Origin of the sequence: Microcoleus sp. ARI1-B5, from assembly GCF_036705795.1 — a bacterium.
Lineage (GTDB): Bacteria > Cyanobacteriota > Cyanobacteriia > Cyanobacteriales > Microcoleaceae > Microcoleus.
Genome location: NZ_JAUBVK010000023.1, coordinates 1 through 26,223 on the forward strand (window position 1 = coordinate 1; position 26,223 = coordinate 26,223).

General features: G+C 49.1%; 20 protein-coding genes and 1 pseudogene. 14 read left to right on the forward strand and 7 right to left on the reverse strand.

Features of this window, described 5'->3' with window-relative positions; all coding sequences use genetic code 11:
* From QUB63_RS25715 to QUB63_RS25725, 3 genes and pseudogenes are all read right to left on the reverse strand, one after another.
* Positions 1-1,490, reverse strand: a pseudogene (locus QUB63_RS25715) (calcium-binding protein); the annotation flags it as partial.
* A gap of 34 nt (positions 1,491-1,524) precedes the next feature.
* Complete coding sequence (locus tag QUB63_RS25720) at positions 1,525-4,794, reverse strand: Ig-like domain-containing protein (RefSeq protein WP_332948190.1); 3,270 nt, start codon at positions 4,792-4,794, stop codon at positions 1,525-1,527.
* Between the two features lie 356 nt (positions 4,795-5,150).
* Entirely contained in the window at positions 5,151-7,355 is a 2,205-nt protein-coding gene (locus QUB63_RS25725; protein WP_332948191.1) for a recombinase family protein, read from the reverse strand.
* Positions 7,356-7,408: 53 nt separating this feature from the next.
* Here QUB63_RS25725 and QUB63_RS25730 point away from each other — a divergent pair, with 53 nt between their 5' ends.
* Complete coding sequence (locus QUB63_RS25730; RefSeq protein WP_332948193.1) at positions 7,409-8,767, forward strand: proton extrusion protein PcxA; 1,359 nt, start codon at positions 7,409-7,411, stop codon at positions 8,765-8,767.
* Positions 8,768-9,043: 276 nt separating this feature from the next.
* On the opposite strand, the gene rodA is transcribed toward QUB63_RS25730, so the two are convergent.
* The 3 genes from rodA to QUB63_RS25745 all read right to left on the reverse strand — a co-directional run bounded on the left by rodA (position 9,044) and on the right by QUB63_RS25745 (position 13,613).
* Positions 9,044-10,303: a rod shape-determining protein RodA gene (gene rodA, locus QUB63_RS25735; protein ID WP_332948194.1), complete on the reverse strand. Its 1,260-nt coding sequence runs from the start codon at positions 10,301-10,303 to the stop codon at positions 9,044-9,046.
* 487 nt (positions 10,304-10,790) lie between these two features.
* Positions 10,791-11,138 carry a VOC family protein gene (locus QUB63_RS25740; RefSeq protein ID WP_332948195.1) on the reverse strand — a complete coding sequence of 116 codons (348 nt, stop codon included), beginning with the start codon at positions 11,136-11,138 and terminating at the stop codon, positions 10,791-10,793.
* A 54-nt stretch (positions 11,139-11,192) separates the two neighbouring features.
* Positions 11,193-13,613 (reverse strand): tetratricopeptide repeat protein, encoded by a 2,421-nt coding sequence (locus QUB63_RS25745; protein ID WP_332948196.1) that lies wholly within the window; start codon positions 13,611-13,613, stop codon positions 11,193-11,195.
* A gap of 214 nt (positions 13,614-13,827) precedes the next feature.
* Here QUB63_RS25745 and QUB63_RS25750 point away from each other — a divergent pair, with 214 nt between their 5' ends.
* The 6 genes from QUB63_RS25750 (at position 13,828) to QUB63_RS25775 (ending at position 16,825) form a co-directional block, all read left to right on the forward strand.
* A complete protein-coding gene (locus QUB63_RS25750; RefSeq protein ID WP_332948197.1) occupies positions 13,828-14,034 on the forward strand; it encodes an NfeD family protein in 207 nt (68 codons plus the stop codon).
* Between the two features lie 29 nt (positions 14,035-14,063).
* Positions 14,064-14,246 (forward strand): NfeD family protein, encoded by a 183-nt coding sequence (locus QUB63_RS25755; RefSeq protein ID WP_332948198.1) that lies wholly within the window; start codon positions 14,064-14,066, stop codon positions 14,244-14,246.
* An 84-nt stretch (positions 14,247-14,330) separates the two neighbouring features.
* A complete protein-coding gene (locus tag QUB63_RS25760) occupies positions 14,331-14,513 on the forward strand; it encodes an NfeD family protein (RefSeq protein WP_332948199.1) in 183 nt (60 codons plus the stop codon).
* A gap of 328 nt (positions 14,514-14,841) precedes the next feature.
* A complete protein-coding gene (locus QUB63_RS25765) occupies positions 14,842-15,240 on the forward strand; it encodes an NfeD family protein (RefSeq protein WP_332948200.1) in 399 nt (132 codons plus the stop codon).
* A gap of 317 nt (positions 15,241-15,557) precedes the next feature.
* Positions 15,558-15,746: an NfeD family protein gene (locus tag QUB63_RS25770; RefSeq protein WP_332948201.1), complete on the forward strand. Its 189-nt coding sequence runs from the start codon at positions 15,558-15,560 to the stop codon at positions 15,744-15,746.
* A gap of 299 nt (positions 15,747-16,045) precedes the next feature.
* A complete protein-coding gene (locus tag QUB63_RS25775) occupies positions 16,046-16,825 on the forward strand; it encodes a polysaccharide deacetylase family protein (RefSeq protein ID WP_332948202.1) in 780 nt (259 codons plus the stop codon).
* A gap of 267 nt (positions 16,826-17,092) precedes the next feature.
* Here the strand turns inward: QUB63_RS25775 and QUB63_RS25780 are convergent, their stop codons facing one another.
* Entirely contained in the window at positions 17,093-18,298 is a 1,206-nt protein-coding gene (locus QUB63_RS25780) for a lipid-A-disaccharide synthase-related protein (RefSeq protein ID WP_332948203.1), read from the reverse strand.
* Between the two features lie 112 nt (positions 18,299-18,410).
* Between QUB63_RS25780 and QUB63_RS25785 the strand changes: the two genes are divergently transcribed.
* The 7 genes from QUB63_RS25785 to QUB63_RS25815 all read left to right on the forward strand — a co-directional run bounded on the left by QUB63_RS25785 (position 18,411) and on the right by QUB63_RS25815 (position 26,223).
* On the forward strand, positions 18,411-19,574 hold the full coding sequence (locus QUB63_RS25785) for a GuaB3 family IMP dehydrogenase-related protein (RefSeq protein WP_332948204.1): 1,164 nt from the start codon (positions 18,411-18,413) through the stop codon (positions 19,572-19,574).
* A 746-nt stretch (positions 19,575-20,320) separates the two neighbouring features.
* Positions 20,321-20,644 carry a thioredoxin gene (gene trxA, locus QUB63_RS25790; protein WP_006631199.1) on the forward strand — a complete coding sequence of 108 codons (324 nt, stop codon included), beginning with the start codon at positions 20,321-20,323 and terminating at the stop codon, positions 20,642-20,644.
* Positions 20,645-20,834: 190 nt separating this feature from the next.
* The gene (locus QUB63_RS25795; RefSeq protein WP_332948205.1) at positions 20,835-21,896 is read left to right on the forward strand and encodes an LOG family protein; all 1,062 of its coding nucleotides are present in this window, start codon (positions 20,835-20,837) and stop codon (positions 21,894-21,896) included.
* A gap of 175 nt (positions 21,897-22,071) precedes the next feature.
* Complete coding sequence (locus QUB63_RS25800; RefSeq protein ID WP_332948206.1) at positions 22,072-22,671, forward strand: hypothetical protein; 600 nt, start codon at positions 22,072-22,074, stop codon at positions 22,669-22,671.
* Between the two features lie 178 nt (positions 22,672-22,849).
* Complete coding sequence (locus QUB63_RS25805; RefSeq protein WP_332948207.1) at positions 22,850-24,055, forward strand: urease accessory protein UreH domain-containing protein; 1,206 nt, start codon at positions 22,850-22,852, stop codon at positions 24,053-24,055.
* A complete protein-coding gene (locus tag QUB63_RS25810) occupies positions 24,030-24,503 on the forward strand; it encodes a hypothetical protein (protein WP_332948208.1) in 474 nt (157 codons plus the stop codon). The genes QUB63_RS25805 and QUB63_RS25810 overlap by 26 nt, the downstream gene beginning before the upstream one ends.
* A gap of 277 nt (positions 24,504-24,780) precedes the next feature.
* Positions 24,781-26,223, forward strand: coding sequence for a cytochrome ubiquinol oxidase subunit I (locus QUB63_RS25815; protein WP_332948209.1), 1,443 nt, complete (start codon positions 24,781-24,783; stop codon positions 26,221-26,223).

Genomic DNA, 26,223 nt, shown 5'->3' on the forward strand with positions numbered 1-26,223 from the left:
CCAGAAGCAGTTGTCCCGGGCGATGCAGCACCAGAAGCAGTTGTCCCGGGCGATGCAGCACCAGAAGCAGTTGTCCCGGGCGATGCAGCACCAGAAGCAGTTGTCCCGGGCGATGCAGCACCAGAAGCAGTTGTCCCGGGCGATGCAGCACCAGAAGCAGTTGTCCCGGGCGATGCAGCACCAGAAGCAGTTGTCCCGGGCGATGCAGCACCAGAAGCAGTTGTCCCGGGCGATGCAGCACCAGAAGCAGTTGTCCCCTGAATTGTGAAGGGATTGTCGTCTACGCGCGGTATTTGAGCTGTAGTGAACCTAGATTCATCTAGCGAGTTCGATCGAACATCAATCAACACCGCCAAAAATTCGCCAGTTTGCCTGTCCCGAATAATCGTGTTGCTCGAATTCGAGCCTTGACCCTGGAATATCTCTAACTGTGTAAAGTTAAGACCTCCAGCCAGACCGATCGAATCTCCCGCCTTAAAATCTCTGATTAAATCAGCATCACCGATGTCGCGGCCGCCAGTAGTCAGAAACCCGTTACTAGAAACCGACGTACCAACCCTACCGAGAACAAAGATATCCGAACCGTCGCCTCCTGTCAGAGTATCAGACCCGCGATCGCCCGTAAGAATATCATCCCCAGCATCTCCAGACAGAGAATCATTGCCATCTCCTCCAAATAGCAGGTCATCACCCTCGCCACCCTCACCAGTATCGTTACCAACACCGCCGCTGATGACATCCCCGCCGTCTGCGCCCAAAAGAATATCATTGCCCGCAGCGCCGATCAGGCAGTCATTGCCCGTGTCGCCAAAAACAGTGTCACTACCCTTGTCGCCAAAAATCAGGTCATCTTCCGCACCTCCGCGCAGACAGTCATTGCCTTTACCGCCGTACAGCGTATCGTTGCCTTCCGAGCCCAAGACAATATCATTGCCCTGGTCGCCAAAAGCTACATCGTTGCCCTGGTCGCCAGAAACCAAGTCATCGCCTTTGCCGCCCCGCGCAGTGTCATTACCGCGCCCGCCTTCAACGATATCTTTACCAGCGCCACCGTTGAGATAATCGTTGCCGTCTTCACCCCTGATGATATCGTCCCCGTCCCGACCCAGAATCGTGTCGTCCCCGTCGCGCGCGGAAATCGTGTCGTTGAACAAGCTGCCGATTAAATAGTTATTCCCGTCATTGGCGACAACTACGCCATCGACAAAAACAGGCTCTGGGGGAGGGGTGGGTACAGTCGGAGTTGGTCTAACCACGGGTACGATCGAAATCCCCGGGCCAGTCCCCATCGATGGAGTTGTCCCCATCGACGGAGTTGTTCCCATCGACGGAGTTGTCCCCATCGATGGAGTTGTCCCCATCGACGGAGTTGTTCCCATCGACGGAGTTGTCCCCATCGACGGAGTTGTCCCCATCGACGGAGAAGTCCCCGGCGACGGCGTAGGCTCAGTCATCGTTTCGACAATAATTGCTGGTACTGCACTGGGCATTGTTCCGACTCCTTGCGACGCTACTCAAAAACTACTAAATAAACTTAAAGTCAGAGGCAGTAATGACGGTGCTCAGAGCTCCCGGCACTGTAGGAATAGAATTCAACACTGCCAAATCGAAAGCTGGGAGACTGTCGTCTGCCACATTCGGGTCAAAGCCGAGAACATACTGGTTAAAAGTATTGTTCAGGTACACGAAGAAAGCTCCTGTTTTGCTCGAACCGTTTTGATTCTTCAACACTGCATTGATTGCTTGAGCGTTGTCAAATTTAGATTCAAACAAAATCACTTCTTGCTTGCTGATGCTGTCGCCACCGCTGCCGATATTCCTGACGATAAAACTGGTGAAATCGTTAGTAGTTCCCGAGTTGGTTAAACCTGCAAAATTTGATGACCTGAACAAGAATCTGTCAGTCCCGGTACCATTGGCGTTAAAGTCAGCAATGATATCCACACCTTCACTCGGAGTTTCGTAGTAGAAGAAATCATTGCCAGCATCGCCGGTGAGCAAGTCAGAACCGGCACCGCCGCCCAAAATATCATTGCCCGCACCGCCGGAAAGCGAGTCATTGTCATCGCCACCCAATACCAAGTCGTTGCCGAAGGCGCCGCTGAGACAGTCGCTGCCGGCGCCGCCGTCTACGGTGTCGTCGCCCGCTTCGCCCAACAGGGAGTCGCTGCCGCCCTCGCCCAACATATAGTCGTTGCCCGCACCTCCGAGTCCGGTGTCGCTGCCTTCTCCACCCAAAATCGTGTCTTCGCTGTCGCCTCCGACGAGGGAATCGTTATTGATACCGCCGTCGAGCAAGTCTCTGCCGATGCTGCCGTCGAGGATGTCGTCGCCTGCACCGCCGTCGAGAGTGTCGTCACCAATTCCACCCAATAATGTGTCGGTGCCGGTGCCTCCAAGTATCGAGTCCTCGCCGGCTTCTCCCAATATCGAGTCATTGCCTGTTCCGCCGTCAATGGTGTCGCCGTTGTCACCGCCCGAGATGATGTCATTGTCATTGCCGCCGAACATCAAATCGTTGCCCAGCCCGCCGGTTAGCGAATCTATGCCGTCTTCGCCATTGATGGTGTCGTTGCCCAGTCCGCCGTCGAGGTTGTCGTTGCCGATCGAACCCAGCAGCGAATCGTTGCCTGCATCACCCGATAGGAGGTCGTCGCCGCCCCTGCCGTCGAGGATGTCGTCCCCCGCACCGCCGCTTATGGTATCGTTGCCTGCCCCGCCGATGATGTAGTCGCTGATGTTGCTGCCTGTAAAGCTGCTGGCAGGAAGTGCGGTGCGATCGACAATATTATCTACCACCGTGATGCTGAAGGATGCCGGCCCGATCTTGGAAGATCCGTCGGAGGCTGTAAACGTGAAACTGTCGCTGCCGCCAGCCGCCAGCAAGTTGTATTTGACGATGTTGTTGTTGATATCGTCTTGGGTGAATTTGCCGCCGACGTTGAGAAAGGTACTGCCCCTTTGCACAAAACCTCTGGTAGCGTCGGGGGCTTTGGTAATCGTGTAAACGATTTCCGACGGCGTGTTGTCGGGATCTGTTACCAACAAATCGGCGGCGGTGATTGTCTGAGTAGGAGAACTTTTGGCAACCACCACACCGTCGTTAATTACTAGCTGCGGCGGGTTGCTGACGTTGATAGTTACTACCGCTTGAGCAGTGCCGCGGTTGCCGTCTGAGATCGAGTAGCTGAAGCTGTCAGTACCAGAGAAGCCAGCATTCGGGGTGTATTTGAAGTCGCCACCGCCCAAGGGAGTCAGAGTCCCTTTGGCTGTTGGAGTAAAAGTCGTAACAGTCAGAGCGTTCTTGTCCGCATCGGTGTCGTTCAACAGAACGTTGAAAGTGAGACCTTGACCTGAAACCGTGGTGAAGTTGTCGTTAACTGCGACTGGAAGCTGATTGACCGGTATCGGAGAAGGCGCCGTCGGTGTCGGTGTCGGCGTCGGGAATATCGGCGTTGGACTTGATGTCGGCGTCGGGAACATCGGCGTCGGACTTGATGTCGGCGTCGGACTTGATGTCGGAGTAGGTGTCGGACTTGATGTCGGTGTCGGTGTCGGACTGTCTGTCGGAGTAGGTGTCGGACTTGCTGTCGGCGTCGGACTTGATGTCGGCGTTGGACTCGGCGTCGGCAGGGGGAGAGGCGTCGCGCTGCCGGGAACTGTGGGGGCAATTACAAATGAGCTGCGTCCCAGGGTTCTGCTGTCCACTCCGGGCAATACTGCTAAAAAGTCGCCGCTGACGCCGTTGCGAATAATCGTGCTGCCGGCTTTGCTGTCGGTGCTTTGGAAGATTACCAAATCTTCAAACTTGAGGTCGCCGCTCAGCCCGATCGCATCTTCGCCTTGGCGAAAGTCTGTGAAAATGTCGGCATCGGCGATATCGGGGCCGCCTGTGGTGAGAAATGCCGGGTTAGTGCCGTTGCTGCTGCCGCTGGGGGAACTGAAGACACCGATGACGAAGACATCTTTACCTTCGCCTCCTGCCACTATGTCTTTGCCTGCTTCGCCCCAAAGCACGTCGTTGCCAGCACCGCCGTCCACGATGTCGTCCCCGACACCGCCGAACACGATGTCGTCGCCGTCGCCGGTAAAAATTGTGTCCGCGCCGGCATTGCCGTAGAGCCAGTCGCCTCCTTCGTTGCCAAATAGCAAGTCTTCGCCCTCGCCGCCGAAGAGCGAGTCATTACCTTGATCGCCCCACAGCACGTCATCGCCGCGATCGCCCAAAATACTATCGTCGCCCGCTCCGCCGCGCAAGCTGTCGGGGCCTTTGCCGCCGTAAGCCGTGTCTTTGCCTTCGCCTCCGATTACCGTGTCGTTGGCATCATTGCCGTACAGCAAGTCGGGGTTATTTCCCCCATCTAGGGAGTCGCTGCCTTTGCCTCCGTACAGAGTATCTAGTCCTGAGCCACCGTCGAGTACGTCGTTGCCGGGCCCGCCGAACAGCACGTCGTCCTCATCGTTGCCAAATAATAAATCGTCGCCGCCTGCTCCTTGCAGGTTGTCGTTGCCTTGCAGCCCGGAAATCACGTCGGGCCCGGGACTGCCAACTAAGGAGTCGTTGGTGTCCGTGCCCCGGACGATGCCGCCGATGATTGCCGGTCCGGTACTGCCTCCTCCCAATGTGTCGTCTATGCCGCCAAATGTGTCGTCGGAGGGAGTTGGCGTCGGAGTCGGCGTCGGAGTTGGGGTTGGCGTCGGGGTTGGCGTCGGAGTTGGTTCTGGCGACGGAGTTGGCTCTGTCACGGGAGTTGGCGTTGGCTCAACTATAATAACTGGTACTGCACTGGGCATTATTTTGGCTCCTTTAAACGACGATCCCGATTAACTTTAAGAACTGATTAATATCAGTTTGTTGCCACAACTATGGCTTAAAATTGATTAATAATCTCGCTCATTTCTAGCATACTCAATCTAATTTGCAAGGGCTATAGATATTTTTTAACTCAGCCATCTTTTGAGCTAAAAATATTAATGATTGCACGTTTTGATGCCGGTTTTGGGTATACTTTAATATCGCCGCATTCCGATCGCAGCTAGAAGTTTGGCTTCGAGTTTGCCCTATGTATTTATCCAGCAAGGGAAAAAATGAAAGTTTTTGCAGTCATAATTTTTTCTTTCCTTATGCCGAAGGCATAAGATTTTATGCCTTATGCTGACTGCTGACAAGAAACAGAGCTGTTAATTAGAGGCAGAAGCGGCCCGGTTTGCTCTTGTCCGTTGACGGCTAGTTCGCTGTGACAAAGGTAAAGTACCCGACAGCGACTTAACAAATCTACCAGAATTCGCCGCAGCCGCTGTTGGTCGGCCGCCGTTTCGTCTTCGGTTTCCCAGGGACGCCCCAGTTGCGATCGCACAAATAAGGGTGCGCCAAACAATGTCGCCGCACCGCCGCTCAGCCACAGGGGCGAGCCGGCATCCAGCCAAAAGTGCCATTTGTGGGCGCGGCGGCTGCTGCGGTACTGGAAGATGTTGGCGAGGGTGACGGCTTGGGCTTCGGGGCCTTGGGAACGGACTGGAAACGGGTTGGCGGTGACGGTTCCTTGGCGCAACAACTGGATGAACCGGGCGATCGTTTCTGAGTCGCCGCCGTTTGTGGGTTCTACTCGCTGCATTCGCCCGTGTATTTCCCAGTAGTGGGCGGCGGTTTCCATTAACTCGCGCAGGGCCGCTAGCCGATCGTAAGCCAGGTATCTGTCGTTGATGAGAAATTTCTGGATCGCTCGATCGAGCAGCGCAATTGGACTCGGCAACAGCCGCTCTTGCTGTTGCGACCGCTGCTGTTCGATCCACTCGACAATTTGCTCGTAGCCCGCAGCGGCTCGGTGTCCCACTCTGTCCCACCGGGGAAAGGCTGTAATTGCCAGCAATTGAGGTCGATCGAGATCTGGACAAAAACAGTGATCGGCGATTAAACCTGCTCTCACCGGGTCGATCGATTTTTGATTTTGGATTTGAGATTTTTGATGGAAAGTGGGGTTAGAGTCTTCTGGTTCGCGCTGTTTCTGGCTTCCCAAGACTACCAGCATTTCGGCTGCGCCGTCTCGATCGACTAAACGGCCTAGTCCAGGATAAACTAACGCCAGCAAAGTCAGCAAAGCTCGAATCTCTGGCGTAGTCGATAGAGGACGCTGATCGTTGAGGGATTCGGCGGCGATACCATCTCGGGCGAGAATTTCCGTTAAACTGTAACGGGCGATCGCATCCATCCCAGGGGCAATTACGGCGATTTCCTGCGGTTCCACGGCTTTTGACTTCACCGCATCCACGATGATTTCGGCGGTTTCTCGCAGTAATTGAGCCCGGTTCGTGGTTTCGAGCGATCGAACCGATCCGGGCAAACTCAAGCCTAAAGGATAAAAACCCTCAGAATTCACTGCCAAACTTACCGCCAACTCCCCAATCTCTGAGGATAAACCGGCTTTTGCGTCCAAATTTTCCACGCTTTTGCAGCGGCTTTCGAGTCTGGCTAGGTATTCCATATCAGCCCCCAAACCCAAACGCACTCCTCCATCCCGATTGTACGAGAAGGCCCCCGCCGCACCATTGTCGAGCATTCGATCGAACAAATAGCCGCTGATAGCCGGATAATCGTCAACATCATCGGCGATGACAGCTTGGTATCGAGAGGCCAACTGCTGCTGGTAAGTGGCATTTGGCAACAAATAGCGCCAGTAGAGTTCGCAAACAATCCCGTAAGTCAGCAGCCCCCGCGTCAAGCACCATTCCCGCCACCTTTCGAGCAACTCTCCCATGCTAGTCCACAGGCTATTCGAGCCGCCCACGCGGGCAAATCCCTGTTCGAGAATGCTCTTAATTTCTTCTCTCGGCGTACCGCTGACAGCAGCCAGTTGTAATAAGTCTAGAGTTCGACGCACCATTCGGTTTGGACTTACCCCTGTTTGTTGCAAAATCCCTTCATCTAATTCGCGACGCCAGAGTCTCGCTGCAAGTTCCAATTCTGTTTCAGGTTGCAGCCTCAGGGGAAATTGAGCCCGTGTTTCCAGCGACTGAACCAGCAGCGGCCAAAATAGCAATACTTCCTGCTCAAAAAAGCCGAAGGGTGTGGTGGAGTGAAAGGCATATTTTCCTTGGGTAGCGACGGCAATGCGATCGGCAAATTCCAGTCGGTTGTCCCCGTTAGCTGCTAAGACTAAAATTGCTGGGGCGGTTTGTCCCGCCCGCCGCCACCCGGAACGCCCGCGGCCTGAAACTGTTGCGGGCAAAGGCTTGACGGTTTGGCTCCAAATGCAGAACTGCTCTACTAGACGAGCGGTTTTGCCGGCTTTGGCAGCCCCAACAATCCAAATTGAATCCGAGGCTGCGGTTCCTAATTTATGTAAATTTGTTACCATACCATGAATACTTTAATCACTAATGTCTACAGCCAACTAACCAGCTTTGAGTTATGAACACTTCTCCGTGGAACAGGTTTGTAAAATATCTCTACAGTGCTAACCAGTGGTATAGAGAAACGCCTGACAGGGCCTTAGAACAGGCTTACGATGCTGCGCTGGCAATTAAGGCGATCGAAGACGAGCATTTTGGCGGCAAAGCAATCTCCGATCGATCGGGAGAATACGGACACAGCACCCTGTCTTACTTTAAATCCGAACTCCAAAAATACCTCAAGGTCATCCAAACCAGAATGGTTGAGTTTAATGCTAGCCGTTCTTTTTTGGAATTGCCCGATCGCGTGGGGGCCAAACCGCAGGCGGGACCCAGCGCGGATCGCCACCAGCAACGATTGGGTTTAGAGAATAAAGATCGAGCATCCCTTGTATTTGAGAAGCTAGAGTTTATTGATGGAGTCATCGACAAGTATATTAATAATAGTAGATCGACTGCGATTGTTCCGGTTGTCAGTTCGGTCAAACTGCAGGTGAAATCTACAAGCAGTTCTCAACCTCAAGCAAATAACGGTGCAGCTAAGGTTCATCAAACTCAGGCTGGCGAAGTTGATACTAACTCTGAAGAAGTAAATTTATTACCCCGCTCGCTTTTGGGAACTTTGAATCGAATTACTAAAGAGTTAGATCCCGAAGCGGAAAAAGACGTAGTTAAGAATTTCCGCAACTCTAAAGTAAAAACAGTCATTTCTCTGAGATTTATTTTGCTTTTGATTTTAGTTCCGCTGTTGACGAATCAAATTTCCAAAAACTTTATAGTCGGGCCGGTAGTTGACCATTTTAGAGTCAAGCAAAATGCTCCACTATTCATAAATGTTGACCTGGAAGAGGAAGCCTTCAAAGAACTTGAGAGATTTGAGCAGCACCTCAAATTTGAAACCTTAATTGGCACGGCTCCGTCCCTTTCTTCAGAGGAAACGGAAAAGAAGATTGCCGAGAAAGCAGTTGAGCTAGCGGAGGAATACCGCACAGAAAGCGGTGGAGCTATTAAAAATATTTTTGCCGATTTAATTTCCTTGATGGCCTTTGCCGCAATTCTCATCACTAACAAGAAAGAGATTGAGATTTTAAAGTCTTTCATGGACGATGTGGTTTACGGGCTCAGCGACAGTGCTAAGGCTTTCGTAATTATTTTGTTTACGGATGTGTTTGTCGGATTCCACTCGCCTCACGGTTGGGAAATAATTCTCGAAGGTTTATCGAGGCATTTGGGACTGCCAGAAAATAGGCAGTTTATATTTCTGTTCATTGCGACGTTTCCAGTTATCTTGGATACGGTATTTAAGTATTGGATATTCCGCTATTTAAACCGGAGTTCGCCTTCTGCTGTTGCTACTTACAAGAATATGAACGAGTAATCGGCTCATATCTAGTCCTGTAAAATAACCATTATTACGTTTGATCGTTCGGACTTCAGTCCTTAAAAAATATTAGGACTAAAGTCCTGACTACAAACCTATGATGTTCGCAGTCAGGACTTCAGTCCTTAAAAAATATTAGGACTCGCATTCGGAACGATAAAACCTATGATGTTCGCCGTCAGGACTTCAGTCCTTAAAAAATATTAGGACTCGCATTCCGAACGATCAAACCTATTGGCAATTAACAATTACCCATTAGCAATTACCAATCACCTAATTCCAACGCTTCTTGCGCTGTCGCTGGTTCGCCACCGACTCCACCAGTCCCAGTCCGAGAAAATTACTCAGCAGCGACGCATTCCCGTAACTCAGGAAAGGCAGCGGAATCCCCGTCACCGGAGCTAAGCCAATGTTCATCCCAATATTTACGAATACCTGAAAAATTAACATTGACAGTACGCCGATCGCCAGCAAGGAACCAAAATTGTCGTTAGCTGTTTGTGCGATCGTCACCAACCGGAAACAAATGATCCAGAACACCAACAGCACGCAAACGCAGCCAATAAAGCCCAATTCTTCGCCGATCGCTGAAAAGATAAAGTCCGTATGCTGTTCGGGAATAAAGTTAAGCTGAGTTTGCGTTCCGTGAAACAAACCCCTGCCTTTGAGTTCCCCGGCCCCGATCGCAATCCGAGATTGAATCAAGTGATATCCGCTGCCTAAAGGGTCTTTCTCGGGGTTTAAAAAGCCCGTCAGGCGCATTTTTTGATAATCCTTGAGGACATTCCAAAAAATATGTCCGACGTGTCCAGAAACCACGTTCACCAGCACCGCAGCGAAAGTCCCCAACCAGGGCCAAGGTAGGCTTCGCCAAGCAATAATACCCGCAACGACTACCCAAGCTATCCAAATCGGTGTAGACACGTTGTTGAGCAGAACTGAGAATAGAGGAGAGAACAGCAAAATCAGCCAGCCGGGATTGACATTACCCCAGTAAAACATCCCCATGGCGATCGCGCCAAACACCAGCGAAGTACCTAAATTTGGTTCGGCAAAGATCAATCCCCAGGGTACGGCCATAATCGCCAGCATCTTCAACATATCGCCCACTGTGGGGACAGTCTTGTCGTGCAGCAGAGCTGCTAAAGTGATAATCATCCCTACTTTGGCAAATTCTGACGGTTGCAGGTAAAAGCCGCCGATATTGATCCACCGCTGGGCACCGAGCCCTGTAGTACCGATAAACCGGACTGCGATCAGCGACAAATTGATTATTATGTAAATCGGCCATTTCCACTGAATCAGTATTTGGTAGCGGCAGCGGGAAATGATGATGGCGAGCAACAAACCGACTCCGCCAGTTACCCAGTGCCGCCACCAGTCGATGAGTCCCTGGTTGATTTCGACGCTGCGGATCATGATTCCGCCGAAGATGGTGAGGCCGATGCAAGCGGCAAACAGCCAAGGGTCTGCTTCTTCCCAGGGTTTGAAGATGGATTTCCAGCGGTTTCTGACTTGTATTCTCTGCAACATGAGGATTTTAGATTTTAGATTTTAGATTTTAGATTATCGAGCCGATTTTCGGAAGTTCTGGATATATTTCGGATTCTGGGCCTGCACCGTAGTGTAGGAGCATCGGTGTCAATACGTCACTTTATTCGACCAGTTGTACGGAGGTTCCGGGCCGTCCGCAACTGGCCTTGAGTGTCGGGGCGCAGTCCCGCTGTAGGGTGCGCCGCTCTTCACCAATTTGTAGGGTGCGCCGCTCTTCACCAATCTAGGGCTTACGCACTCGCCCACAAAGAAACCGGGTTTTTAACCGTTATTGAGGGTTGAGAATCAAAACGGCCTCTCGTTAGCAACAAAAGTAGCTCGCGCTCGTCAATCGGTGCGGTGTGCGTGGAGCCATAAAAACTCCACCGGTGCGGGCCCGGCACCCTACAAACTACGAGATTTCTAGGCCCACAAGCACCCTACCGGGATTTAACCCGATCGCCCCACCCGATCGCCCCAATCACCGTCACGCCGGCTCGTAAAGATACTCAAAACCGTTACCGTCGGGGTCTCTGCCGTAAAAAGACGCTGTACCGTCGCGGTGTTCGTGAATTTGGGTGACGGAAACACCTTGGGCTTTGAGCTGTTGGTAGGCGGATTCCATTTCAGTACGATCGTCAAATACGAACCCAAAATGCGGCCCTGCTTGGTCGTAACTCGGACTCAACAGCGCCAGTCCGTCGTCTCCTGCTTTCAAATAAGCCCAGTCTGCATCTTTCCAGACTAACTCCATGCCCAAATTGAGGTAGAACTCAGCAGACTTTTCTATGTCTTGCACGCAGACGGCTACGTGTCCCAATCGTTTTAGTTTCATGTCTAGAAATTTTATTGTTGTGCTTTATTGTATCTTTTTTCATTTGTTTCTAGATTAATTAGGTATTTTTTCGGGATTTTTGGTCGCCGCTAACTGTACTTTTTCTACTTGTTTGCTGGCGTCCATTTCGCTGAACAGTTGAATTGCGCGGTCAAAATTTTCTTGGGCTGGCTCGATGTTACCAAGTTTTTGTTCTGTCAGGGCTAGTTGATAGCAAGCTTCGGCTCGGTCTAATTTAGCGCTGGCTAGAGCGAGTATTTCTATTGCTTCTGCATGGTGCTGCATGGCTCGGTCTAATTCTCCCCGTTCTCGGTACAGCGCGGCAATACCGCTGAGAGCTTTGGCTTTGACGGTGCTGTACTGGTTTTCGTCGGCTTGGGCGATCGCTTGGCGGTACAAACTCAAAGCTTTTTCTGTGTCTCCCAGGTTTTTGTAGGTGGCTGCTAGAAACACTAACTTGTATCCCGTACCCACCAACTGACTTTCTTCGCGATCGGCGTAAAGTTTCTCGGCGAGTTCCTCGGCCGCTTTTTTGACTCCGACACAGGAGTTGAGAAAAGCTAACCCGACCTCGATCGAATAACTGTTAATCCCGATAATCCCGATTTCCTCCCGCGATTTTTTCAGCTTGACAAATATCTCCATAGCTGCTTCTAATTCCCGCATTTCTATTTGACAAAAACCTATATTAATCGCAGCGTTAAGTTTCCAAAATTCTAGATTAGCTTGTTGGCCGTTTTCCGGTTCGCTGCTTTTCGCTATACTTTGCAAACATTTAGTTGCTTTTATTTCGGATATTTGGTGACATTCTATGGCTTGATTAATATCGCCCAATATCCGGTAAGAAACGCCTAAAATACTGTAAAGACCGCTCAAATAATAGTCAGAACTCACATTGTTGACGATGCGAGTAGTTGCTGAAATTATTGGCTGCAAGAAACCTAGTTTGTACAGCGCTCGTCCGAGCTTGTAATCTTTGGCAAACTGGATATTGATTTTTTTGAGGATGACGCTAGCGGCCTGCTCGAAAGAGCTAATTGCCACGTAGTGATAGTAAGCTTCAAAAGCTTTCAGGGCATCTTCTACTGTCTCGATAGTCTCTACGCTCTCTGTCCAAAACTCGGCTGCTTTGCGGTTGGCACTCTCCCAGTCTGCGGGCGAGAGCCGATCGACTGCTTCTTCGCGAATTGCTGGATGCAGCCAGTATTCGCCTTTCTGAGACTCGACTAGCGATCGGTGCAACAGCGATTTAATGATTTGTCGGCGTCCGGCTTCGGGTACATCCCAAAGCAAACACAAAAGTCCGTCACTAGGTACTGTCGGCACGTCTTGATAGCGGTAACAGCCCAAGCGGCAGAGGAGTTGATAGGCTTCGGCATCGAGTTCTTGCAGGCGGTTGAACTGACTGGTAACTAAATTTTTTAAGTCGGTTTCCACCAGCGGATCGTCGCTGTTTTCACGCCAGTAGGCTGCCATATCTCCGTCAAAATCTTCTCTGATTGTCCCCCAAAGAATGCCCATGGCTTTGGCATTACCGCCGTAAACTTTGTGCATTTCCACGAGGGCGACAGGATCTATTTTGATGTTGCGATCGCTAAAATACTGCTGCCAAGTTTCCACATCCAATCCCGGAAGCAGGTAGTGTTCGACGGTTACGTCAGAATCGCAAAGTCGATCGCGACTCGTAATCAGCGTTACCGACTGCACCGCCGCGTCAGCCAAAACTCGCAACAGTTCCACGTAAAGCCGGTGCGGCTCAATAAACTTACCTTGTCCGTCGAGTGCGGCTTCCAAGTTGTCAATCAATACGCCGACTTTGAGAGTCTGAAGCTGCCGCTTCAGCCGCCCGAGGGTGACACCAAAGTCTGGCCCTGGTTCTTCTTGGAAGTCTTGCTTTAGCCATTCTTCGATCGCACTTTCCAGGGCTGTGAGGTTTTCTGTCTCTTTTGCCATTAGCAGTTCAATTACTCGATCGAACCCTTGAGATTTGAGGTACTCTCTGGCTAAAGTCGTTTTGCCCATACCGCCGGCACTTTGGATCACAATCACTTTAGCGCCTTGGGCTACCAGAGTATTGAGATCCTCGATCGCCCCGAACCGGCCCAAAAAGTTGGGATTTTCGCTTTCCAACTCCGCATCTAGCCCGAGAGAAACTTGGGCTGGAACAATTTGCCCCGACTGCGGTTCTAGTTTCGAGTAGCTGCGCCAATATCTGTCTACTACAGCTTGCAGGTTGTCTCTTTTAACTTTTTCGCCTTCTCCAAACAAAGCTGAAAGCCGCTTCCACAAATTAGAGGCAGCATCCTTAACAGTCCCTACTCCATATCCTTCACTATCTGCAACCTGTTGGTACGTCCTGCCTTGCACTCCGATCCATGCTTCGCGAAAGATAGCGCTGTCAAGGTTGTCGAGAGTTTTCAGGTTTCGAGCCACAAGTAACGAGTTGGTAAAATCCAGTGCACGATCGGCTTCCATTTAGTCACCAGGTTTAGCGTTACCTATATCAAACAACTCTAACAGACTTTTTCCGACTCGCTTACACGCTCAAACAGTGGACTTGTATAGACTTTTACCGACTGACACGGCCGAGGTTGGCCGGGGATACTGTTGAGTGTGGAGGGGAAGTTGACAGACAAGCTTCTAACTTACACACCGATCGAGTCGAGTTTATATTTAGGAGCAAGCAGCGATGTCTATTAACGATGTGGAAACAGCGATCGTGGATGAACAAATTCGCCCTCAAGAATGCGGCCGCGTTCGTTTCCAAAACAGTTGGTGGCCGGCGAAGTGCGAGCGAGACATGACTTTTGAACCCGGTGAGGTGGTTCGCGTTGTGGGAATTGAAAATATTACTTTGATCGTTGCAGCGTCGTTTGCGATCAATTCTGAAAGTTAAGGCAAATCTACAATCGGGAGTAAGCAATCATGAATTTTGACAATTCCGAAAAAGCGATCGTCGATGAAGAAATCCGCCCTCAAGAGCCCGGCCGCGTGCGCTTTCAAAACAGTTGGTGGCCGGCCAAGTCCGAGCAAGAGATGACTTTTCAACCGGGTGACGTGGTTCGCGTCATCGGAATTGACAACATTACTCTGATTGTTGCAGCCTAGCTGCCGATCGAGCCAGCGAATCGAGCCCTGCAAGTTTTTGCCTCTCAAGAATCCCACTAATCTGCACTCAGGAGTCCTAAAGTTATGAGTCTCAGCCATTTGAAAAAAGCGGTGGTAGAAGAAGAAATCCGTCCAGGCGAATTCGGTCGCGTCCGATTCCAGAGCACTTGGTGGCCTGCGAAGTGCGATAGACAAATAACCTTTAAACCCGGTGATGTGGTTCGCGTCGTGGGACTTGACAACATTACTCTGATTGTTGAAGCGTAGTTGGGAAAAACTCTGTTGGTGGGGAGTCAGAGCATCGATTTGAGATTTGAGATTTTCCATTTTTCGATTTGAGACGGAGGGCTTGGCGAGCGTCTAACGATTTTAGATTTACTTGCACCGCCGTGAATCTGATAGCTTGAAATAGAGTCTAAAATTTGGGAATGTTCAAAAGTTAAGTCGAGGGTTTGTATCGGTTGGTAAAATGCAGAATTTCAATCTCAGATCGCAATTATGGGAATGAAAAATCAGACCCTTTTATCAGACTGCAAAAGCGCGACTTTTTTGCCTCCAAAAGTTAAGCAAAACCTATCTTCAGGAGCAATCCGCCATGTCTACTAACTATGTCGCAGAAGCCAGATTTGTTGAAGAAGAAGAAGGAATCTTAGCCTTCGCTGATGAGGAACAAGTCGGCGGTGTTAATCAAGCAAAATCAGCCGTCTGCGGTGCGGACAATTCCAGCATCCCTGTAGGAGAAGAGACGGCGGCTGGTGAGGAAAAAGTGACTGTAGGTGATGTAGAAACAGCCCATACTCATCTAGCACCAAAGGCGATCGCCCCTGACGAAAAAGCGATCGCCCCAGAAGAAATTCGTCCGGGCGAATCAGGTCGCGTCCGTTTCCAAAGCACTTGGTGGCCTGCAACATCTGACCAAGAAATTACTTTTAAACCTGGAGACGCGGTTCGAGTCATCGCCATTAACAATGTGACTCTGATTGTTGAAGGGTAATTGCCAAGCATCTTGCGATTTTAGATTTGGGATTTTAGATTTTAGATTGGAGGATTGACAAATTGTTAATTGATGGGTGAAGAGCTCGAACGATTGAGAACTGCTATACCAGTTTCGCTTCTAGATTTTAGAGTTTTTGAGTGGGAATGACTGATGACAATGGGGTTGGGAGTTTACATATAGTTGCATTCTTGCTTGTTTGAAGCTGGTGTGATTTAACGGCAGTTATGTAGAAGGCCGAATTTAAATATTTCGATATCAGCATCAACTGTTCGCATTTAAAACTGAAGCCCAACCCATTTTTAGGAGTAGCAATCATGTTTTTTGACTATTTTGAAGAAGCAATCGTTGCAGAAGAAATTCGACCGGGCGAATGCGGCAGCGTCCGCTTTCAATGCAGTTGGTGGCCCGCTAAGTGCAATAAACGCATAACTTTGAAACCGGGGGAACTGGTTTATGTGGTGGGAATTGACAAGATTACTTTGTTGGTGGAGGGTATAGCTTGAAATGCGGGAATTTGCGATCGCGCTGCCGCCATCTAGGCGGATCTCTCTTCAAATCTCTTCAGGCGCGATCGTCCTTTTCACCTGTATTCTCTCCCATCTTTTAGCGTTGAACCTCAACAACAGGTATGCGCCGGCACTATTGCCGGCGTTTTTTTGCAGAGTTGACAAGGGCTACCCGTGCTTAATGCCAGTTTCCCCAAAAAATGCAACTTTCGGCCCGCGATCCAAACCCATACAGAATAAGTCATTCTTCAATTCTTTAATTCTTTAATCCAAAATCTAAAATCTAAAATGATCTTATGCCATCAGCCGCAAATTGTGGTAATCTGACAGCAATCCACTTTCAGGCTCGATCGAGCTTCCATCCAGCTATGCGAATAGGTAAAAATTTACAAAAGTTTCTGCTGTTCACAATAGCATTATTTTTTGCAGCATCGCTGCTGATTAACGTTACTAAATTTCACAATTATTTCGGCATCAACCGCGCCGATACCGAAACAAAAGTTATTGCCCTCACCTACGACGACGGCCCCTATCCTCCCTATACAAATCAGCTTTTAGATATCTTAGACCGCTATCGAGTTAAAGCAACTTTTTTTGAAATCGGCCGCAATATTGAGAAACATCCCGAAATTGTGAAAATGATTGTGGCGAGGGGTGATGAGTTGGCAAACCATTCCTATTCTCACAAAGATATGATGTTTAAACCCCGGGAATATTTGCTGTCTGAGATTGAAAAAACGGACAAACTTTTGCTGGAATTTGGGGTGAAGCAGGACACGATCAGTTTTCGGCCGCCTTGGGGTCGGCGATTTGTAGGTTTGTCTTATTTGGTTTCCCAAATGCACAAAAAATTGATTATGTGGGATGTGGATTCTCAAGATTATGAGAAAACTCACACGGTAGAGGATATCGCAAATCGGGTGATTGATAATGTGCGATCGGGTTCGATTGTGGTGATGCACGACGGCGGGGGCGAGCGATCGAAAACCGTAGCAGCAACTGAGATAATTGTCAAGGCTTTGCAGTCAAAAGGTTACGAATTTAAAACTGTTTCTGAGTTGTTGAAAAATCAATAAAGTCATTGCGACTCATATCCTGTTCTGTAAAATACGCCCTATAGGTTTGTAGTGAGGAATGCAAGTCCTTTCTAGTTTTATGAGGACTGAAGTCCGAACGATCGAACCTTTTTTTTGAGGACTGAAGTCCGAACGATCGAACCTTTTTTTTGAGGACTGAAGTCCGAACGATCGAACCTTTAAGAAGGACTCAAGTCCGAACGATCGAACCTTTAAGAAGGACTCAAGTCCGAACGATCGAACCTTTTTTTGTAAAAAACTGGTTTTTTATAGAGAGTTTGTTACGTAATTAGCAATTTTTAAGCTGCCGCCAGCTTGACCCATTCTTTCTAAGCCATTTTTAATGCAAGTCTCTAAATATTTTTTGTCTTGCAAAGTGCGATCGACTGCCAAAGCAGCTTCTTTAAGAATCTCAGGATTTGCTGGTTCTGTGCCAATAACTTGCACGGAATCACCTAAAAGCCGATTTTGAGCCTCCGCAAACCGATAGGTAAATGACGGGCCGTTACCGGGGATGGTAATTACAGGTTTTCCCAAACCGACTGCTTGTTCGATCGCGGTTCCAGTCATCCCAATTACTAAATTAGATTGCTGCAAAATGTCGGGGAAAGCATCAGAGTAGCAAATTACTTCCACGGTTGATTCTTGCTCGCTAACCAGCGGTTGGATTTCTTGAAAAACTAACTTTCCTTCTCGGTGCATCCATCCGGATCTGGCCACAATATCATCTAATTCCAGCATCAAACTTGGAACTAAGGCGGCCCGAAACTGCACTGGTACAGTAGAAGTAGTAGCAATTTGTTTGACCAAATTTAGCAGCAAAATCAGGTTTTCCGTGGCTTCGGGGAGGCGCGAACCGGGCAGAAGGGCGATCGTCCTAACTCCGGGCTTTAACTGCAAATCCTTGCCAGTAGGAATGAGGTTGTCCATGACAGGATTGCCGACAAATATGGCTTTCTTGAAACCCTGTTGGTTTAAGTCCGCAGCAGTTAAAGCGTCCCTAGTGAAAATAGCCAGACATTGCTCGGAGGAAAGCAAATAATTTAAGATGAAACCTAAATAAACTTCCCCTTCGTAATAACTTGAATGAGCTGACAGAAAAATTATATAGGGGCGGCCTGTGGCATGGGCGAACCCCGCCGCGACAATATCTCCAGTCGTCACCACCAAATCGCAGCGCTGCGAATGCGCACGGGTAGCCTGCAATTGCTGCAAAGTCAAACGAACTAGCCCCGCCCTCACATCTTTGAGGAAAAACAGGGGATTCATGTAAAAAACTCCCCCAGATGGCATGGGACTGGTGGGCCCGATCGTCGGTACGCTCGATCGCGCGTAAGCAGCCCCGTCACCTACCACCGGCATCGCCGCAACCTCAACATCTGGGGCAGATGTTCTCAAAGCTTGGACAATTTGACAGTTAATCGCGTCTTCCCCGTGGCCGTTGCTGAGGAAAAGTATTTCCTTGGATTTCATATAATCAGACTCAGTGTTGAACTTTTTTTAAACACAGCCGCGCGATCGCTACCCTCCGTCCGACTAAACTTTTTGTTAATCTAATTTAAATACATTGTGGAAGTGAAACAGCGTGAATATTGAAATTGGGCGGGGCAAAAGCGCTCGCAGAGCTTACGGCATAGATGAAATCGCCCTCGTACCGGGACAGCGTACCCTCGATCCGAGTTTGGCAGATACCAAGTGGCAAATTGGCGGGATCGATCGAGAAATCCCGATTATCGCCAGCGCCATGGACGGAGTAGTCGATGTGCGGATGGCCATTTTGCTGTCGGAATTGGGAGCAATGGGCGTGCTCAACCTAGAAGGAATTCAAACCCGCTATGCCGACCCCCAGCCAATATTAGAGCGCATCGCTTCTGTTGGGAACGACGAATTTGTTTCCCTGATGCAGCAACTCTATGCCGAACCCATCAAGCCAGAATTAATCGAACTCAGAATTAAAGAAATTAAAGCTGGAGGAGGGATTGCCGCCGTCAGCGGTACCCCGGCCGGTGCGAGCAAATACGGCTTAAAAGTTGCTGAATCTGGAGCCGATATATTTTTTGTGCAGGCCACTGTAGTCTCGACAGCTTTTCTTTCCCCAGAGTCGATCGCATCTTTAGACTTGAGCCAATTCTGTCAAGAGATGCCAATACCCGTAATTTTGGGCAACTGCGTCACCTACGAAGTCGCCATGAATTTAATGAAAACTGGTGCCGCAGGCATTCTCGTGGGCATCGGGCCGGGCGCTGCTTGCACGTCTAGGGGCGTATTGGGTGTCGGCGTTCCCCAAGCTACAGCGGTAGCAGACTGCGCCGCCGCGCGGGACGACTACTATCGCGAAACTGGCAAATACGTGTCGGTGATTGCTGACGGCGGTTTAATTACCGGCGGCGATATCTGCAAGTGCATTGCCTGCGGCGCCGATGGAGTGATGATTGGTTCGCCCTTTGCCAGGGCTGCCGAAGCTCCGGGCCGCGGCTTTCACTGGGGGATGGCGACTCCGAGCCCGGTTTTGCCGCGGGGCACTCGGATTCGGGTGGGGACTACGGGTACTGTGGAGCAAATTTTGCGGGGCCCGGCGCTGCTCGATGACGGTACGCACAACTTGCTCGGAGCTCTGAAAACTAGCATGGGCACTCTGGGCGCTAAGGATATTAAGGAGATGCAGCAAGTGGAAGTGGTGATTGCTCCTTCTCTGCTGACTGAGGGTAAAGTTTATCAAAAAGCTCAGCAGTTGGGCATGGGTAAGTAGATTTACCGATCGAATACCAGCGCTCCTTGACAAAATTTGTGCGATCGTCTCGAAATTTACAGAATGTTGTGGAATTATCGAGAAGTAGGTGTCACAATATAAGAAGCGGAGACGCATGTTTCCGTTCACTCCTCACACCACACTCCGCCCGGACTACTGTTCGGGCGGTTCCTTTTTGACCCCAAGCGCTCCCCTTTACTGACTAGGTACGGGGTTAAGGCTGTTCGATCCGGAGAGGGGGAGGGGGAGAGGGGGAGAGGGAGAGGGGGAGAGGGGGAGAATTTTTGGGCGGCCGTTTGCCAAATTCTAACTTCCATTTCTCGAATTCCTTCAGAAGCCTTCTCTTAAAATCGTCGCTCCTACCCAAAAAGCGATAGCAGCCCCCGACAACTCAGAATTTTAGACTTTTGTTTGAACTGGCAGATTCAACGCTGCAACTATAGCCGTTCTCAAAAAAATGAGGTATGCCCTATGCCCGGCGCGGGCCTATCCCCTATGCCCTATCCCCTATGCCCGGCGCGGGCCTATCCCCTATCCCCTATGCCCGCGGAGGCCTATGCCCGGCGCGGGCCTATGCCCTATGCCCGCGGAGGCCTATGCCCTATGCCGGATAGTACCTCATCTTTCTGAGAAATGCTATAAATCTCAAATCTAAAATCTCAAATCGTAAAATTGACTGACGCAAGTGGTGACACTTTTTGCTAAACTTGTTATCCGAGAAATAGTATTTACAAGGATGGCTAGGGATGTCAGCAGCCGCGCAAGTAACCGACTCTACCTTTAAGCAGGAAGTGCTCGATAGCGAAGTTCCAGTTCTAGTGGATTTTTGGGCTCCCTGGTGCGGGCCCTGTCGGATGGTGGCGCCCGTCGTAGACGAAATTGCCCAGCAATATGAAGGGCAGGTGAAGGTAGTAAAAGTTAATACCGACGAGAATCCTAACGTCGCCAGCCAATACGGTATCCGCAGCATTCCGACGCTGATGATATTTAAGGGCGGTCAGCGGGTTGATATGGTGGTTGGGGCAGTTCCGAAAACTACTCTGGCCAACACTCTGGAAAAGTACATTTAACCGAACTGCCAGAGGTTTCGGGCTGTTTTTTTGGGCCGCGAAAGCTAACTATCTTCACAACCGGGGCAAAGCTACTGGAAAAGTTATTAGTTGCTAGCAGCGCAATTTGCTGGTGGCTATTGGCTTCTAAATCTGGCTTTTGCCCCTTAATTTTTAGTAGCGACAAATTGTTACCGTTTCGGAAAAATTCATGATTCGTTTTGGTCAAGGTTTTGAGTCCCTCCAAGCTGATGTGCTCGATTTAATAGATCGCCTGCCAAAGTTAAAGAACTCTGAGTGGATCGAACGATCGCTCTCGACTATAGTGCAAATGGCTGGAGAGGATCTCGATCGCCTAGATTGGAAGATTATGGCGGCGTCGTTGCGAGATATGGAGAGAGCTTTTTCCATGTTTTATCCTTACCGCCACGTTCGCAAAATTGTGATTTTTGGTTCCGCGAGGGTGTCGCCCAAATCACCGGAATATTTGATGGCCAGAGATTTTGCGCGGGCGATGGCTCAGCAGGGGTTTATGGTGATTACTGGGGGCGGCGGGGGGATCATGCAGGCGGGGAACGAGGGGGCGACTGCTGAACGTTCTTTTGGGCTGAACATTCAGTTACCTTTCGAGCAGAGTTCTAATCCTTTCATTGCGGGCGACTCCAAATTGCTCAATTTTAAATATTTTTTCACCCGCAAGTTATTCTTTCTGCGGGAAAGCGATGCTTTGGCTTTGTTTCCCGGCGGTTTCGGCACTCTGGATGAGGCTTTTGAGTGTCTGACTTTGACTCAAACGGGCAAGTTTGGGCCTGCTCCTTTGGTTTTGATCGATCGACCCGGAGGAGATTATTGGCTTGATTGGAATTATTTTGTGCAAAAACAATTGCGGGGCAGGGGTTTGATTTCTGCTGACGATCGCAGCCTGTATACGATTACAGACGATATAAATGTCGCTTGTGAGGCGATCGGGAGTTTTTATCTGGTTTATCACTCCTGCCGCTACGTGGATGGAAAACTGGTACTTCGCTTGAAAACTGAACTTTCTGACGATAATGTCGATCGGTTAAATACTGATTTTAGCGATATTGTGGTTACGGGAAAAATTGAAAAAAGTAAAGCTCTGCCCGCCGAAGCCGGAGATGAAACCTTCGCTTTGCCGCGCCTAGTTTTGCATTTCAACCAGCGGGATGCGGGGCGGCTTTATCAGCTAATTGCTGCTATTAATGAAATGGGTGCAGCTTCTCCAGCGGCGGCGCATCCAGAACAGAAGTAGTTATTGGTTGTTGGTTATTTGTTATTGGTTATTTGTTATTGGTCTGTAGGGGCGGGTTTCACCAACAATAATTGCCTAAAACCCACAATCTCCTAAACCCGCCCCTTCCTCTGCTAGGATTTGGTATTATGCAGAAAGCAGAAGGCAGAAAGTAAAAAATTCAGGGTAATAAGGTATGGCTTACAGCGACTTCAGTTTAGCCAGCGTCAAAAAAGCTTTGAATTTAACGATTTCGCCGAGGCAAGATTTGTTCTCTGCTGTACCTGCTTTGGAATCCAGCAATTATTTAACAGAAACTTTACTGTACAATGTTCCTTTTGCTCTGGCAAGCAATACGGAGAAATCGCGATCGGAGATGATTATTGCGCCGATTTTGCTGGAACTTACTAGACATTTTGCCGATCGCATCAGTTTGTTTTCTGGCGTCGATTTTACGGTTGACAGCGATTTGGGGTTAAATGGCAGTTGCGATTTTCTGATTAGTCGATCGCCCGAACTGTTGATTATTAGTGCGCCAATAATTTTGATTGTGGAAGCCAAAAAGGAAAATATTAATGCAGGCTTGGGTCAGTGCGCTGCAGAAATGTATGCAGCGCAACTGTTTAATGAACGGGAAGGGAATCAGATATCGGGGATTTATGGAGTTGTGACCACCGGAGAGATTTGGAAGTTTTTAAGGCTAGACGGACAGGCGATTCAAATAGATTTATTGGAGTATTTTTTGAATCAAGTTAATCAAATATTGGGGATTTTAGCGAACAGTATTAACAGTTGACAGTTGACAGTTGACAGTTGTTGACGAACAACGAATTTTGATATGGGTGAGATTGGGAAGGAGTTTGACAGCCTGTCTTTTGACAAAATCGATCGGCTACATTTATGATAGTCAGCAGTCATCCATCGATCGGCAGTAAAAAAACTAATCACTGACGACTGCTAACTACTGACTAAAAATGCTAGACCTGCTGCTAATTAGCACTGTCGGATTTCTCGGCAGTTTCGGCCACTGCGCCGGAATGTGCGGCCCGCTGACAGTGGGGTTTTCTCTATCGAATGCGGGCAAAGATAAATTAGCTTCCCTGCGCTTTCATCTGCTATTAAATGTGGGAAGAATGGTGGCTTATGCCTTAATTGGTGCTGCAATTGGCGGATTGGGTTCGGTATTAATTGCGGGCGGACAAATGGCTGGTACGGGTAGCGGATTGCGGCGGGCGATCGCAATTCTGACAGGTACAATGCTAATTTGGTTTGGATTGGTACAAATCAAACCAAATTTGCTGCCGCGTTTGCCATTATTGCACCCAATTTCCCACGATCGCATCAGCAATGCAATGACCGAGATTTCAACTCAAAAAAGCTGGTGGATACCATTAGCTTTGGGTTTGCTTTGGGGTTTAATTCCCTGCGGTTTCCTATACTCCGCGCAAATCAAAGCAGCGGAAACCGGAAACCCAATTTTCGGTGCGGCAACGATGTTTGCATTTGGAATGGGCACGCTGCCAACTATGCTGGGAGTGGGGTTTTTTGCTGGTAGATTCAGCGCCCACAAACGCAGTCAACTTTTTCGTGCGGGCGGTTGGGTGACAGTGGCGATCGGCATAATTACTCTGCTGCGAACCGATGCAATGGTTGATGTGACTGGTCACGCATCCCTACTGTGCTTAATCCTAGCACTGATTGCCCGTCCAATTAGTCAGTTTTTCCCGCAACTGCTGCGCTACCGCCGCGCTTTGGGTGTCGGAGGATTTGCGATCGCAGTCGCCCACACATTTCATATGCTAGATCATACGCTGCAATGGAATTTTGACGCGCTATTTTTTATGTTGCCGCAGCATCAGTTGGGAATGGCGGCTGGGATAGTGGCGCTGCTGTTGATGATACCCGCAGCAGTTACAAGTTGCGATCGAATTCAACATCATTTAGGCAAACTGTGGCGGCAAATTCACCTGTTAAGCGTTCCAGCTTTCTTGCTGTGCGCCCTTCACGCAGCCCTCATCGGTTCCCACTATCTCGGCGGTTTTGAATGGAAATTGCCAAATCAACTGTTGACAGCCGTTTTAGCGCTAATTGCGGTGTTAGTTATGTTTGTGCGATCGCGCTTATTTTGGTCAATCTTATCACTAGAGAAGTTCTATGTTTCGCCTGTCAAACAAAAGTAAAATTTTAGGATTATTAGTTTTTTGCGGATTGCTAGTCGAAGCCGCAATTCCGACAGCGCCGCAATTTAACTCAATCGCAGTTTTCGCCCACGAAGTCGAAGTATCGGGGGATGTAGCGGCCACCTTTCACCTAGAACCCAACCACAACCCCCGCGCCGGAGAACCTGCAAAAGTGTGGTTTGCCCTGACTCGCAGGGGCGGTCAAATTATCCCGTTAGAGCAGTGCAATTGCCAATTAGCGGTTTACCCCAAAAATCACAAAAAGGGGGATAAACCGCTGATGCAGCCGCCTCTCAAAGCCATATCTGCCGAGAAATATCAAGGCATTCCCGGAGCAGATATCGTATTTCCAAAAGCTGGGATTTATGAATTAGAACTAAGCGGAACAGCGAAAAACGCAGCTAATTTTAAACCCTTTGAACTGACTTATGCAGTCACCGTTCGGTAAAATCATCTCCATCAACAAACATCAATCTTGTAGGGGCGGGTTCATCAACCATAACTGCCTAAAACCCACAATCTCCCAAACCCGCCCCCACCCAACAGTAAATTCAAATGTACCTCTTTCAAGTAAATGTATTATAAAATACAACTCTAATCTGTATAAAACCTTAAAAATTGCCAACTCTACAAAAGGTCACAATTTTTTACACTACAGTATAACCAGTGTCCATTCTTGAACTCGTGGAAACAAACCTATCTGGAACTGACCAAAGGATAAAAACATGGATATCTTATCTAACACCGTGGCGCTATCGCGGATGCAATTTGCGCTAACGGCAATATTCCATATGCTGTGGCCAGTTCTAACTACTGGAATGGGAATTTATCTGGTAATTGTTGAAGGAATGTGGCTAAAAACCCGCAATCCCGACTACTACCACCACGCTCGTTTTTGGTCTAAACTTTATGTCTTAAACTTCGGAATCGGAGTGGCAACAGGCATTCCGATGGAATTTCAATTCGGCACAAACTGGGCACCGTTTGCCGAAGTTACAGGTGACTTTTTTGGGAGTATTTTGGGCTTTGAAGCTTCCATGGCATTTATGCTAGAAGCCGGATTTTTAGGCATTATGCTGTTTGGTTGGGAGCGCGTTCACCCGTTAGTTCATTTGTTCGCTACAGTCATGGTAGCCTTCGGCGCTAACCTATCCACAGTTTGGATTTTAGTCGCTAACTCTTGGCTGCAAACTCCTGCGGGCGGAGAAATGGTTAATGGCAAGTTTATTGTCAGCGATTACTTTCAAGCAATTCTCAACCCCTTCGCATTAAACAGCATTCTTCATATGTTTTTTGCGACGCTAGAAACTTCGCTGTTTGTGATTGGCGGTATTAGCGCTTGGTATATTCTCAACAAGCGCAACCAAGCCTTTTTTTCCAAGTCGTTAAAAATTGCGATCGCCACAGCCATCGCCGTCGCACCTTTGCAGATATACATCGGACATTTGAGCGCCGAACAAGTTTATCACTATCAGCCGGCAAAATTAGCAGCAATGGAGGCTCAGTGGGAAACAACTGCGGCGGGACAAGCTGCTAATTGGAGTTTGGTAGCAATTCCCGACGAAAAAGCACAGAAAAATAGCTGGGAAATTGTAGTTCCCAATGCTTTGGGATACATTCTGGAATTCAAAGAAAAACTTTCCGCACCGGTACTCGGTTTAAAGGAATGGAAACCCGAAGATAGACCCCGGATGGTGGGTTTAATCTACTACTCGTTCCGCACCATGATTGCGATCGGATTTTACTTAGCAGCGCTGATGGTTTTCAGTACAATTCAGTGGCTGCGGGGCAAACTTTCGGCTGAAAATATTGCCCGACAAAGTTGGCTGATGCGCGCTTGGATTTTAGCTGCTCCCCTGGGATATATTGCTGTAGAATCGGGTTGGATTGTGCGCTGTGTCGGCAGACAACCGTGGGCTTTGTACGGTCAACTTCGCACTGCTGATGCTGTATCGACAATCCCCGCTAGCAATGTTTTAGTTTCCCTCAGCTTCTTTGCTGTTGTCTACAGCTTTTTGTTTGTTTGTGCGATGTATTTCGGCAGCAGAATTATCCGCAAAGGACCGAATTTAAATCTGCCTGTACCGGGATTGGACAATGAACCGGCAATCGAAACTCAACCCGCAGAACACATTCCCGATCAACGTCCAGTAGAAGCACAACAATAG